This window comes from Streptomyces sennicomposti (assembly GCF_019890635.1).
Taxonomy (GTDB): Bacteria; Actinomycetota; Actinomycetes; order Streptomycetales; family Streptomycetaceae; genus Streptomyces; species Streptomyces sennicomposti.
Window position 1 is genome coordinate 13134 of record NZ_JAIOAB010000017.1, and the last position, 13278, is coordinate 26411.

10 protein-coding genes and 1 pseudogene are annotated in these 13278 nt (G+C 72.1%); 3 read left to right on the top strand and 8 right to left on the bottom strand.

Annotated features, from left to right (window positions below):
• Window position 1 precedes the first annotated feature (1 nt).
• Window positions 2-463, top strand: coding sequence for a PPOX class F420-dependent oxidoreductase (locus tag K7787_RS12500; protein WP_009191549.1), 462 nt, complete (start codon window positions 2-4; stop codon window positions 461-463).
• Between the two features lie 197 nt (window positions 464-660).
• On the opposite strand, the gene K7787_RS12505 is transcribed toward K7787_RS12500, so the two are convergent.
• Window positions 661-1545: an NAD(P)-dependent oxidoreductase gene (locus K7787_RS12505; protein WP_223001436.1), complete on the bottom strand. Its 885-nt coding sequence runs from the start codon at window positions 1543-1545 to the stop codon at window positions 661-663.
• 129 nt (window positions 1546-1674) lie between these two features.
• Between K7787_RS12505 and K7787_RS12510 the strand changes: the two are divergent.
• Window positions 1675-2265: pseudogene (locus K7787_RS12510) on the top strand (TetR/AcrR family transcriptional regulator); the annotation flags it as partial.
• Between the two features lie 319 nt (window positions 2266-2584).
• Here K7787_RS12510 and gnd read toward each other — a convergent pair.
• Genes gnd through tkt form a run of 6 tightly spaced genes read right to left on the bottom strand, consistent with a single transcriptional unit; the run spans window position 2585 to window position 11071 of the window.
• Window positions 2585-3469 carry a phosphogluconate dehydrogenase (NAD(+)-dependent, decarboxylating) gene (gnd, locus tag K7787_RS12515; RefSeq protein ID WP_009191552.1) on the bottom strand — a complete coding sequence of 295 codons (885 nt, stop codon included), beginning with the start codon at window positions 3467-3469 and terminating at the stop codon, window positions 2585-2587.
• 6 nt (window positions 3470-3475) lie between these two features.
• Window positions 3476-5116, bottom strand: a complete 1641-nt coding sequence (gene pgi / locus K7787_RS12520) for a glucose-6-phosphate isomerase (RefSeq protein ID WP_223001438.1) — start codon at window positions 5114-5116, stop codon at window positions 3476-3478.
• Between the two features lies 1 nt (window position 5117).
• On the bottom strand, window positions 5118-6044 hold the full coding sequence (gene opcA / locus K7787_RS12525) for a glucose-6-phosphate dehydrogenase assembly protein OpcA (RefSeq protein ID WP_019985276.1): 927 nt from the start codon (window positions 6042-6044) through the stop codon (window positions 5118-5120).
• A complete protein-coding gene (zwf, locus tag K7787_RS12530; protein ID WP_043261529.1) occupies window positions 6041-7810 on the bottom strand; it encodes a glucose-6-phosphate dehydrogenase in 1770 nt (589 codons plus the stop codon). The genes opcA and zwf overlap by 4 nt, the downstream gene beginning before the upstream one ends.
• Entirely contained in the window at window positions 7807-8976 is a 1170-nt protein-coding gene (gene tal, locus K7787_RS12535) for a transaldolase (RefSeq protein WP_164387532.1), read from the bottom strand. The genes zwf and tal overlap by 4 nt, the downstream gene beginning before the upstream one ends.
• 19 nt (window positions 8977-8995) lie before the next feature.
• A complete protein-coding gene (gene tkt, locus K7787_RS12540; protein ID WP_223001439.1) occupies window positions 8996-11071 on the bottom strand; it encodes a transketolase in 2076 nt (691 codons plus the stop codon).
• Between the two features lie 164 nt (window positions 11072-11235).
• Here tkt and K7787_RS12545 point away from each other — a divergent pair, with 164 nt between their 5' ends.
• Window positions 11236-12315: a helix-turn-helix domain-containing protein gene (locus K7787_RS12545; RefSeq protein ID WP_247720822.1), complete on the top strand. Its 1080-nt coding sequence runs from the start codon at window positions 11236-11238 to the stop codon at window positions 12313-12315.
• A gap of 95 nt (window positions 12316-12410) precedes the next feature.
• Here K7787_RS12545 and K7787_RS12550 read toward each other — a convergent pair whose 3' ends face one another.
• Window positions 12411-13253, bottom strand: a complete 843-nt coding sequence (locus K7787_RS12550) for a hypothetical protein (RefSeq protein WP_164387534.1) — start codon at window positions 13251-13253, stop codon at window positions 12411-12413.
• Between the last annotated feature and the right edge of the window lie 25 nt (window positions 13254-13278).

Here is a 13278-nt window from a genome sequence, read left to right on the forward strand (position 1 = left end):
TATGACTCAGGACACATCGCACGACCCCGCGCAGGAAGCCCTGCTCGCCCTGCTCCCGGAGATCCGCGGCGGGGTGCTGGTGACCCTCAAGCGCGACGGCCGCCCTCAGTTGTCGAACGTCAGCCACGCCTACGATCCGGACGAGCGTGTCGTGCGCGTGTCGATCACCGACGACCGCGCCAAGACCCGCAACCTGCGCCGGGACCCACGGGCCTCCTACCACGTCACCAGCCCGGACCGCTGGGCCTACACGGTCGTCGAGGGCACCGCCGATCTGTCTCCCGTCGCGGCGGACCCGCACGACGAGACCGTCGAGGAGCTGATCCGCCTCTACCGCGACCTCCTCGGGGAGCACCCCGACTGGGACGAGTACCGTGCCGCGATGGTCCGCGACCGGCGCCTCGTCCTGCGGCTGCGGGTGGAACGGGCGTACGGCATCCCCAAGGGCGCGAACAAGGGCTGAGCCGGCCGCCGCCCCCACCCACGCCCGCCCCCGCCCCGCTCCACCGACCCCGAAGTTCCACCGATCCCGAAGTTCCACCGACCCCGAAGTCCCGCCCGCGCGACCGGCCCGGAGTCCCCGCCCCGCCCGACCGGCCCCGAAGCCCCCACCGCCGAGGGGCCGGTCACCAGCCCGCCGGTCATCGGCCGGCCGGGCGGTCAGTCCTGGGCGGCGGCCTCGGTGCGCGCCTCCAGGGCCCTCAGGACCGCCACCATGTCCTCGCCGCCGTGCCCGAGCGACACCGTCTCGGTGAACAGGGCGTGGCACACGTCGAGCAGCGGCGAGGCGATGCCCGAGGCGCGGGCGGCCTCGGCGATCAGCCGGTTGTTCTTGAGCACGTCCAGAGCCGCGGCCTGCACGGAGAAGTCCCCGCCCAGCAGCTTCGGCGCCTTCATCAGCGACACCGGGCTGGCCATCGGGCCCGCCCCCAGGACCTCCAGGAACAGCCGCCGGTCGAGCCCCTGGCGCCCGGCGAAGTGGAATGCCTCGGCGAGCCCGGTCACCAGCGTGATCAGGAACAGGTTGACCGACAGCTTCATCAGCAGCGCGGCCGGCGCGGGACCGCACACGAACGTCTCGCCGCACAGGGGGGCGAGCAGCGGCCGTACGGTCGCCACCGCCCGCTCCTCCCCGGCCAGCATCGCCACCAGCCTGCCCTCCTCGGCCGGGACGCGGGAGCCGGAGACGGGCGCCTCGACGTAACTGCCGCCCGCAGCCCGCACGTCGGCCTCCAGGCCCTGCGAGTACGCGGGCGAGGTGGTGCCCATGTGGACGACCACGCGCCCCGCGACCCGGGCCGCGAAGTCCGCCGTGCCCCGGGCCAGGACCGTGTCCGTCGCGGCCTCGTCGGCCAGCATCAGGAACACCACGTCCGAACGGACGAACACCTCGCCCGGCTCCGCCGCGACCTCCGCCCCGGCGGCCCGGAGCGGCTCGGCGCGGGCCGCCGTGCGGTTCCAGACGAGCAGCGCAGTGCCGGCGCGGGCCAGCCTGAGCGCCATGGGGCGGCCCATGACGCCGAGACCGAGGAAACCGACCTTCATGGGGACCGTCCTGGGGCCGAGACGACGTTATGACAGTGGTCATAGTAGCGAGCGTTATGACGGTAGTCATAGGCTGAGGGGCCGAGGAGATCCGAGAGGCGCGCACGACGCCGGGAGGCGAGGCCGAGGATGACGGAGGCCCGGGGGAGCGAACGCGGGCCGCGCGAGCGGATGGTGTTCAGCGCGGCGCAGCTGATCCGGCGCAATGGGGTCGGCGCGACCGGCATGCGGGACGTCGCCGCCCACGCGGACGCCCCGCGCGGCTCGCTCCAGCACTACTTCCCCGGCGGCAAGGAGCAACTGGTCAACGAGGCGGTGGCCTGGGCCGGGCGCTACGCCGCCGGGCGTGTCGCCCGCTTCGTGGCGGGGCTGGCCGAGCCGACGCCGAGCGGCCTGTTCGCCGCGATGGTGCGGCAGTGGACGGACGAGTACGAGACGGCGGGCGCGGTGGGCGGCTGCCCGGTGGCCGCGGCGACCGTCGACCAGGCGTCGTGCGGTCCGTCCACCCGCGAGGCGGCCGCCGCCGCGTTCGCCGCCTGGCGGCGGCCGGTGGCCGGAGCGCTGACGGACATGGGGGTGCCGGCCGAGCGGGCCGAGCCGCTGGCCACGCTGATGATCAGCAGCCTGGAGGGCGCGATCCTGATGGCCCGGGCCGAAGGCGGCGTACACCCGCTCGCGACCGTCGCCCGCGAACTGGCCCCGCTCCTGGACGCGGCCGTACCACCGGCCGGCGACCGGCGGCACGACGACCGCCCGCGCCACGATGGCGGCCTGCGCCACGATGGCGGCCCGCGCGACGATGGCGGCCCGCGCGACGATGGCGGCCCGCGCGACGATGGCGGCCCGCGCCACGACGACGGCCCGCGCCACGACGGCGCCCGCCGGCCCGACGGCGTCCCGCGCCCGTAGAGGCGGCCCCGGTACGAAAGCAGGGTCCCGGCACTCCGCCGGAACCCTGCTCACCGATCCGATCAGCCGATCAGCCGCGCTGTCGATCAGCCGCTCCGCCGATCGGCCACTGCACCGCGCCCGAACGGCGTCAGCCCTTCTTCACCGCCTCCACGGCGTGCCCGCCGAACTGGTTGCGCAGCGCGGCGACCATCTTCATCTGCGGCGAGTCCTCCTGGCGGGAGGCGAACCGGGCGAAGAGGGAGGCCGTGATCGTCGGCAGCGGCACGGCGTTGTCGATGGCCGCCTCCACCGTCCAGCGGCCCTCGCCGGAGTCCTCCGCGTAACCGCGCAGCTTGTCCAGGTGCTGGTCCTCGTCGAGCGCGTTGACGGCGAGGTCGAGCAGCCAGGAGCGGATGACGGTGCCCTCCTGCCAGGAGCGGAACACCTCGCGGACGTTGTCCACGGAGTCCACCTTCTCCAGCAGCTCCCAGCCCTCGGCGTAGGCCTGCATCATCGCGTACTCGATGCCGTTGTGGACCATCTTCGCGAAGTGGCCGGCGCCCACCTTGCCCGCGTGGACGTACCCGTACGGTCCCTCCGGCTTGAGCGCGTCGAAGATCGGCTTCAGCTGGTCGACGCACTCCTTCTCGCCGCCGACCATGAGCGCGTAGCCGTTCTTCAGGCCCCACACACCGCCGGAGACGCCCGCGTCCACGAAGCCGATGCCGCGCGCGTGCAGCTGCTTGGCATGCCTCTCGTCGTCCGTCCAGCGGGAGTTGCCGCCGTCCACGACCAGGTCGCCCGGCTTGAGCAGGGTGGCGAGCTGGTCGATGACGTGCTGGGTGGGGCCGCCGGCCGGGACCATCACCCACACCTTGCGCGGCGCCTCGAGCGCGTCGACCAGGTCGACCATGCTCTCCACGTCCGACACTTCGGGGTTCTGGTCGTAACCGACGACCGTGTGGCCGGCGTTGCGGAGGCGCTCCCGCATGTTGCCGCCCATCTTGCCGAGACCGATGAGTCCGAGCTGCATGTCAGTTCACTTCCTGAGGGTGCGGTAGGCGGCCACGAGGGCGGCGGTGGACGGGTCGAGACCGGGCACGTCGGCGCCCTCGGTCAGGGCGGGTTCGACGCGCTTGGCGAGCACCTTGCCGAGTTCGACGCCCCACTGGTCGAAGGAGTCGATGTTCCACACCGCGCCCTGGACGAACACCTTGTGCTCGTACAGCGCGATCAGCTGGCCGAGGACCGACGGGGTCAGCTCGGTCGCCAGGATGGTGGTGGTGGGGTGGTCGCCGTGGAAGGTGCGGTGCGTGACCTGCTCCTCGGGCACGCCCTCGGCGCGTACCTCCTCGGCGCTCTTGCCGAAGGCCAGCGCCTGCGTCTGCGCGAAGAAGTTGGCCATCAACAGGTCGTGCTGCGCCTTGAGTTCGTCGCTCAGCTCGCCGACCGGGTTGGCGAAGCCGATGAAGTCGGCCGGGATCAGCTTGGTGCCCTGGTGGATCAACTGGTAGTAGGCGTGCTGTCCGTTGGTGCCCGGGGTGCCCCACACCACGGGGCCGGTCTGCCACTCGACCGGTTCGCCGTCGCGCTGCACCGACTTGCCGTTGGACTCCATGTCCAGCTGCTGGAGGTAGGCGGTGAACTTCGACAGGTAGTGCGAGTACGGCAGCACCGCGTGCGTCTGCGCGTCGAAGAAGTTGCCGTACCAGATGCCCAGCAGGCCCAGCAGCAGCGGGGCGTTGGCCTCCGCGGGCGCGTTCTGGAAGTGGTCGTCGACGATGCGGAACCCGTCGAGCATCTCGCGGAACCGGTCCGGGCCGATGGCGATCATCAGGGACAGGCCGATCGCGGAGTCGTAGGAGTAGCGGCCGCCGACCCAGTCCCAGAACTCGAACATGTTGGCCACGTCGATGCCGAAGTCGGCGACCTTCTCCGCGTTCGTGGACAGCGCCACGAAGTGCTTGGCCACCGCCTCCGGCCCGGCCTTCAGCTCGCCGAGCAGCCAGTTGCGCGCCGAGGTCGCGTTGGTGATCGTCTCGATCGTGGTGAACGTCTTGGACGCGACGATGAACAGCGTCTCCTCGGCGTCCAGGTCGCGGGTGGCCTCGTGCAGGTCGGCGCCGTCGACGTTGGAGACGAACCGGACCGTCAGCCCGCGGTCGGTGAAGGCGCGCAGCGCCTCGTACGCCATCGCCGGGCCGAGGTCGGAGCCGCCGATGCCGATGTTGACGACGTTCCTGATCCGCCGGCCGGTGTGCCCGGTCCACTCGCCCGAGCGCACCCGCCCGGCGAAGTCGGCCATCTTGTCGAGGACTTCGTGCACCTTGGGCACGACGTTCTCGCCGTCGACCTCGATCACCGCGTCGCGCGGGGCGCGCAGCGCGGTGTGCAGCACGGCCCGCTTCTCCGTGACGTTGATCTTCTCGCCGCGGAACATCGCGTCACGCAGGCCGAACACGTCGGTGGCGGCCGCCAGTTCCCGCAGCAGGGCCAGCGTCTCGTCGGTGATCAGGTGCTTGGAGTAGTCGATGCGCAGATCGCCGACGCGCACCGTGTAGCGCTCCGCGCGCGAGGGGTCCTCGGCGAACAGGTCCCGCAGGTGCGGCTGCCACCGGTCGCGGTGGTCCGCCAGCGCGGTCCACTCGGGCCGCCGGGTGAGCTTGGGGGTGTCGGACATGTCAGACGGTCTCCTTGATGCCGTCGCCGCGCAGGGCGATGGCGTACATCTCGTCGGCGTCGAGTCGGCGCAGTTCCTCGGCGATCAGCTCCGAGGTGGGACGTACCTTGAGGGCCAGGGTGCGCGAGGGCTGGCCCGGCAGGGTCAGCGTGGCCAGCGGACCGGCGGGCCGGTCGATGACGATCTCGCCGTCCGCCGTGCCGAGCCGTACGGCCGTCACGAACGGGCCGGCGCTGCCCACCCGGTCCACCCGGACGCCGAGGCGGGCCTCCAGCCAGCGGGCCAGCAGCTCCGCGCTCGGGTTGTCCGCCTCGGCCTCCACGGCCGCCGACGTCACCTTGACCCGGGCCTGGTCGAGGGCGGCGGCGAGCATCGAGCGCCACAGGGTGAGCCGGGTCCAGGCGAGGTCGGTGTCGCCGGGCGCGTAGTGCCGGGCCCGCTGCTCCAGGACCTCCAGCGGGCGGTCGAAGGCGTACAGGTCGGTGATCCGGCGCTGCGCGAGTGCGCCCAGCGGGTCCTCGGCCAGGTTCTCCGGGGCCTCCACCGGCCACCACACCACGACCGGCGCGTCCGGCAGCAGCAGCGGCAGGACCACCGAATCGGCGTGGTCGGACACGTCGCCGTAGGTGCGCAGCACCACCGTCTCGCCGGTGCCGGCCTCGGAGCCGACCCGGATCTCCGCGTCCAGCCGGGAGTGGGTGCGGTCGCGCAGGGTGCGCACATGCCGCTTGATCACGACCAGGGTGCGCGAGGGGTGCTCGCGCGAGGCGTCCTCGGCCGCCTTGATCGAGTCGTAGGCGTTCTCCTCGTCCGTGACGATGATCATCGTCAGGACCATGCCCACGGCGGGCGTGCCGATCGCGCGGCGGCCCTCCACCAACGCCTTGTTGATCTTGCTTGCCGTGGTGTCGGTCAGGTCGATCTTCATGGCCTGCGCCAGCTCCGTCCGTCTCGTGCGAGCATCTCGTCGGCTTCCCGCGGACCCCAGGTCCCCGAACGGTACTGGGCGGGCCTGCCGTGCTCGTCCCAGTACGCCTCGATCGGGTCGAGGATCTTCCAGGACTCTTCCACTTCCTGGTGCCGGGGGAACAGGTTGGCGTCGCCGAGCAGCACGTCCAGGATGAGCCGTTCGTACGCCTCCGGGCTGGACTCGGTGAAGGACTCGCCGTAGGCGAAGTCCATCGACACGTCCCGGATCTCCATGGAGGTGCCCGGCACCTTGGAGCCGAACCGCACCGTCATGCCCTCGTCCGGCTGGACGCGGATCACGATCGCGTTCTCGCCCAGCTCCTCGGTGGCCGTGGAGTCGAACGGGGAGTGCGGGGCCCGCTTGAAGACCACCGCGATCTCCGTGACCCGGCGGCCCAGGCGCTTGCCGGTGCGCAGGTAGAACGGGATGCCGGCCCAGCGGCGGTTGTCGATCTCCAGCTTGACCGCCGCGTAGGTGTCGGTCTTCGACTTGGGGTCGATGCCTTCCTCTTCGAGGTAGCCGACGACCTTCTCGCCGCCCTGCCAGCCCTCGGCGTACTGCGCGCGCACCGTGTGGGCGCCCAGGTCCTCGGGCAGCCGCACCGACTTGAGCACCTTCAGCTTCTCGGTGAGCAGCGCCTCCGCGTCGAAGGCGATGGGCTCCTCCATCGCGGTGAGCGCCATCAGCTGGAGCAGGTGGTTCTGGATGACGTCGCGGGCGGCGCCGATGCCGTCGTAGTAGCCGGCCCGGCCGCCGATGCCGATGTCCTCGGCCATGGTGATCTGGACGTGGTCGACGTAGGAGCGGTTCCAGATCGGCTCGTACATCTGGTTGGCGAAGCGCAGCGCCAGGATGTTCTGGACGGTCTCCTTGCCCAGGTAGTGGTCGATGCGGAAGACCTGCTCCGGGTCGAACACCTCGTGCACGATCCGGTTCAGCTCCCGGGCGCTCTCCAGATCGTGGCCGAACGGCTTTTCGATGACCGCGCGCCGCCAGGAACCCTGCGGCGCCTCGGCCAGACCGTGCTTCTTCAGCTGCTCGACGACCTTCGGGAAGAACTTCGGCGGAACCGACAGATAGAAGGCGTAGTTGCCGGCCGTGCCCCGGGAGGAGTCCAGCTCCTCCACGGCGACGCGCAGCTGTTCGAACGCGTGGTCGTCGTCGAAGTCGCCGGGGATGAACCGCATCCCCTCGGCGAGCTGCTGCCAGACCTCCTCGCGGAACGGCGTGCGCGCGTGCTCCTTGACCGCGTCGTGCACGACCTGCGCGAAGTCCTGGTCCTCCCAGTCGCGGCGGGCGAAGCCCACCAGCGAGAAGCCCGGCGGCAGCAGACCCCGGTTCGCGAGGTCGTAGACGGCCGGCATCAGCTTCTTGCGGGACAGGTCGCCCGTGACGCCGAAGATGACCAGACCCGACGGCCCCGCGATCCGCGGCAGCCTGCGGTCGCGGGGGTCACGCAGCGGATTCACCCAGTCGGCGGTGGGCACGGGCTCCGTCCGCGCCCCGGAGGACGCGGAGCCGGACGGCGCGGAGCCGCCCCCGGCGCCGGAGGCGACGGCCTCGGACGCGGCCGCAGCGCTCCTGCGGCGCTCCTGTTCGACGGCCGGCTCCCCGGCCTGCATGGCCTTGGGACCCGGTCCCTCCGGAACCGCGGCGTCCTGCGCCGACGGGTCCTTCGCCGCGTCCGCTCCCGGCTTCGCCGGCTCGGCGGGCTTCTTGCTCATTCCGCGTCAACTCCCTTGCTGTTCAAGGACTTCGCGACCGCGTCCAACAGGTCCTGCCAGGCCGTCTCGAACTTGGCGACGCCCTCGTCCTCCAGCTGCCGCACCACCTCGTCGTAGGAGATGCCCAGCCGCTCGACCGCCGCCAGGTCGGCCCGGGCCCGCTCGTAACCGCCGGTCACCGTGTCACCGGTGACGACGCCGTGATCGGCGGCGGCGTTCAGCGTGGCCTCCGGCATGGTGTTCACCGTGCCGGGCGCGACCAGCTCGTCCACATACAGGGTGTCCTTGTACGCGGGATCCTTCACCCCGGTGGACGCCCACAGCGGACGCTGCGCGTGGGCCCCGGCGCCCGCGAGCGCGGCGAAGCGCTCACCGGCCGGCGTCGCACCGTCCGCCGAGCCGAACACCTGCTCGTACGCCGCGTAGGCGAGCCGCGCGTTGGCCAGGGCCGCCCGGCCCTTGAGCGCCAGCGCCTCCTCGGTGCCCAGCACGGTCAGCCGCTTGTCGATCTCGGAGTCGACCCGGGAGACGAAGAACGAGGCCACCGAGTGGATCCGCGACAGGTCCCGGCCCGCGGCGCGCGCCTTCTCCAGACCGGCGAGGTAGGCGTCCATCACCTCGCGGTAGCGCTCCAGGGAGAAGATCAGCGTCACGTTCACACTGATACCCGCTCCGACGACCTCCGTGATCGCCGGCAGGCCCGCCCGGGTGGCCGGAATCTTGATCATCACGTTCGGCCGGTCCACCAGCCAGGCCAGCTGCCGCGCCTCGGCGACGGTGGCCGTCGTGGCGTGCGCGAGCCGCGGATCGACCTCGATGGAGACCCGGCCGTCCCGGCCTCCGGTCGCCTCGTACACCGGCCGCAGCACATCGGCGGCGGCCCGTACGTCGGCGGTGGTCATCATGCGCACCGCCTCCTCGACGGTGACGCCGCGCACCGCCAGATCGGCCAGCTGCTCCTCGTAGCCGTCGCCCGAGCCGATGGCGGCCTGGAAGATCGAGGGGTTGGTGGTCACGCCCACCACGTGCTTGTTCTCGACGAGACCGGCCAGGTTGCCCGAGTCGATCCGCCGCCGCGACAGGTCGTCCAGCCAGATCGACACGCCCTCGGCGGACAGGCGCTCGAGCGCTCCGGCGGTCGCGGTTGCTTCGGTCACAGTGATCATCTTCCTTGTTGCGTTCGGATCATGCGCGCGCGGCGGCCAGCGATGCGCGGGCCGCGGCGGCGACGTTCTCGGGGGTGAAGCCGTACTCGGCGAACAGGGTCCCGGCGGCGGCGGAGGCGCCGAAGTGCTCCAGGGAGACGATGCGGCCCGCATCGCCCACATAGCGGTACCAGGTCAGCCCGATGCCGGCCTCCACCGCCACCCGCGCCCGCACCGACGGCGGCAGCACCCGCTCGCGGTACTCGCGCGGCTGCTCCTCGAACCACTCCACCGACGGCATCGACACCACCCGGGCGCCGATCCCCTCGGCCTCCAACCGCTCCCGCGCCGCCACGGCGAGCTGCACCTCGGAGCCGGTGGCGATGATCACCACGTCCGGGGCGCCGGTGGGGGACTCCTTCAGCACATAGCCGCCCCTGGCCGCGTCCGGGTTCGGCGCGTACGTCGGCACGCCCTGCCGGGTCAGCGCGAGGCCGTGCGGGGCCGGGTCGGTGGAGTGCCGGCGCAGGATCTCCGCCCAGGCGATCGCGGTCTCGTTGGCGTCGGCGGGGCGGACCACGTTCAGACCCGGGATGGCGCGCAGCGAGGCCAGGTGCTCGACCGGCTGGTGGGTCGGGCCGTCCTCGCCGAGGCCGATGGAGTCGTGCGTCCACACGTACGTCACCGGCAGCTGCATCAGCGCCGACAGCCGCACCGCGTTGCGCATGTAGTCCGAGAAGACCAGGAACGTGCCGCCGTAGATGCGCGTGTTGCCGTGCAGGGCGATGCCGTTCATCTCCGCGGCCATGGAGAACTCGCGGATGCCGAAGTGGATCGTGCGCCCGTAGGGGTCGGCGCCCGGCAGCGGGTTGCCCTTCGGCAGGAACGACGACGTCTTGTCGATGGTGGTGTTGTTGGACCCGGCCAGGTCGGCGGAGCCGCCCCACAGCTCGGGCAGGACCGCGCCGAGCGACTGGAGCACCTTGCCGGAGGCGGCGCGGGTGGCGACCGCCTTGCCCTCCTCGAACACCGGCAGCGCGTCCCGCCAGCCCTCGGGGAGCTGGCCGGCCACGATCCGGTCGAGCAGCTTCGCCCGCTCGGGCTGGGCGCCGCGCCACTCGTCGAGCCTCTTGTCCCAGGCGGCGTGCGCCTCGGCGCCCCGGTCCAGGGCCTGCCGGGTGCGGGCGAGGACGTCCTCCTCGACCTGGAAGGTCTGCTCCGGGTCGAAGCCGAGCAGCCGCTTGGTGGCGGCGATCTCGTCCTCGCCGAGCGCCGAGCCGTGCGCGGCCTCGGTGTCGCGCGCGTTCGGGGCCGGCCAGGCGATGATCGTGCGCATGGCGATGATCGAGGGGCGGCCGGTCTCGGCCCTGGCCGCCGTCAGCGCCGCGTACAGCGCCGGCACGTCGATGTCGCCGTCCTCGGCCGGCTCGACGCGCTGGGTGTGCCAGCCGTAGGCCTCGTAGCGCTGCAGCACGTCCTCGGAGAAGGCGGTGGCGGTGTCGCCCTCGATGGAGATGTGGTTGTCGTCGTAGAGGAAGACCAGGTTCCCGAGCTTCTGGTGCCCGGCCAGCGACGACGCCTCGGCGGAGACGCCCTCCTCCAGGTCGCCGTCGGAGACGATCGCCCAGACGGTGTGGTCGAAGGGGGACTCGCCCTCGGGCGCGTCCGGGTCGAACAGGCCGCGCTCGTAGCGGGCGGCCATCGCCATGCCCACCGCCATCGCGGCGCCCTGGCCGAGCGGGCCGGTCGTCGTCTCCACGCCCGCCGTGTGCCCGTACTCCGGGTGGCCCGGCGTCTTGGAGCCGAAGGTGCGGAACGCCTTCAGGTCGTCCAGCTCCAGCTCGTACCCGGCGAGGTAGAGCTGGGTGTAGAGGGTCAGCGAGGTGTGGCCGGGGGAGAGGACGAACCGGTCGCGCCCGATCCACTCCGGGTCGGCCGGGTCGTGCCGCATCACCTTCTGAAAGATCGTGTACGCGGCCGGGGCCAGGCTCATCGCCGTGCCGGGGTGGCCGTTGCCCACCTTCTGCACGGCGTCGGCCGCCAGCAGACGGGCGGTGTCCACGGCACGCCGGTCGAGGTCGGTCCACTCGAAGCGGTCGGTTGTGTGCTCGCTCATCTTCAAGAAGTCCTCGGAAGAAGCGGAAATGGTGCCGGACGTGTTCGAACTTAAAAGTCAGACTTTTTCGCCGGAAGGTCTTCGTGTGTCAGCCTGTGGTGAAAATGGGACACCCCGCGACGAACGATCCGGACGTCGGGCGGTCAAGGCGGTACGAGAGGGACATGACGGACGCAATCACCCACGGCGCGGCAGACGCCCGGGGCGACGCCACGGAGCGGTACGGCGGCCTCGCCGGCGACGGCCTCGGCGACGACGGGACCGCCGGAGCGGACGCCGGCGAGCGCGACCGCGGCGGCGACGGGGCGAGGGCCGGGGGCGGGGCGAGGACCGGCGACGGCGAGGGCACGAGGGGCGGCGACGCGACGAGGACCGGCGACGGCGACGCGATCAGGACCTTCCCCTTCCCGGTCGACCTCAGTCTCGGCGGCGTGGGGCTCCAGATCGGCCCCCTGGGCAGCGAGCGCACCTGGCGCGCCGAGGCTCCTCTGCATCGCGTCCACCGGATCGACTTCCACGTGGTCATGCTCTTCGCCGACGGCCCCGTGCGGCACATGGTCGACTTCGCCGAGTACGAGGCCGCCGCCGGGGACGTGCTGTGGGTCCGCCCCGGACAGGTCCATCGGTTCTCCCGCACCGACGAGTACCGCGGAACCGTGCTGACCATGCAGCCCGGCTTCCTGCCCCGCGCCACCGTCGAGGCGACCGGCCTGTACCGCTACGACCTGCCGCCCCTGCTCCACCCCGACGACGCCCAGCGCGAGGCCCTCAAGGCCGCCCTCGCCCAGCTGCGCCGCGAGTACGAGGACACCGACACCCTCCCGCTCAGCCTGCACACCGCCGTGCTGCGGCACTCGCTCACCGCGTTCCTGCTGCGCCTGGCCCATCTCGCCGCCAGTTCGGCCGAGGCCACCCGGCGGCAGGCCGACACCACCTTCACCTTGTTCCGCGACGCGGTCGAGAAGGGCTTCACCACCAACCACAGCGTCAGCGCCTACGCCGACGCCCTCGGCTACTCCCGCCGCACCCTCGTCCGCGCGGTCCGCGCCGCCACCGGCGAGACCCCCAAGGGCTTCATCGACAAACGCGTGGTGCTGGAGGCCAAACGGCTGCTCGCCCACACCGGCCTGCCGATCGGCCGGGTCGGCGCGGCCGTCGGCTTCCCGGACGCGGCCAACTTCTCCAAGTTCTTCCACCTGCACACCGGTCAGACCCCGGTGGCCTTCCGGGCCGAGCTGCGCTGAACGCACGGCGGCCCCGCGCACGGTGCGCGGGGCCGCCGGAGGCCAGGGGGCCAGGGGGCCTGGGGTCCAGGGGGCCAGTAAGGCGAACGGCCGTCCTACTGAAGGCGGTACGAGTACACGGTCGTCGTCACCTTGCACACGCTCGGCGGGACGACCTCGGCGCGCAGCACGCCGCGGGCCGCGTCGTAGTCCACGCCCTCCGCCTCGAACGTGCCCGAGCACACGCTGCGCTGGGGCAGCGCGAACAGGCTCGCCACATGCCCGGTGACCGGTCCGCCGTCCAGCTTGTGGTCCAGGTCCACCTGGAGCAGCGGCCGGTCCTCCGGGAACAGCGACTTCGAGCCGTCGTCCGACGCGCACAGCAGCCGCGTGTCGGTGACGAAGTCGCAGCCCTGGATGTCCCGCACGGGCTTGTCGAGGGTGATCTGCGGCGCCTGGGCGAGCGCGCCGCCGGTGGCGGGGGTGGCCGGGTTGAGCAGGGGAGCGGGGAAGACCTGGAGCCGGTTCTGGTCGCCCCACTCGCCCGACACCAGCCACTGGGCGTCGGGCGAGACGGCGGCGAAGGAGTTGTTCACCTTCTCGCCGGCGTCGAGTCGGTGCACGTACTCGTAGCGCTTGCCGGCCGGGGTGGTCACCGCGAACATCTTGGACGTCGCGTCGTCCGCGCCCTGGTAGGCGTCGAAGACGTAGTCGCGTGCGATGTCCGGGTCGCCGACGTGGTTCCAGCCCTTGATCCGCAGGTCCAGCGGGATCGAGGCGAGGCCCCGGTGCAGCAGCGAGCCGTCCGTGCGGGCGGCCAGGCCCTGACTGCCGCTCAGCGAGTCGACGTACGCCGTCCCGGTCTCCTGCCAGACCGGTACCGCCGCCACCGCGGAGGCGGCCGTGCCGAGGGCGACGGCCGCCGACAGGGCCGCGACGGCGAAGAGTTGACGTCTCATCCGTACCTGCCATGTTCATGAGGGG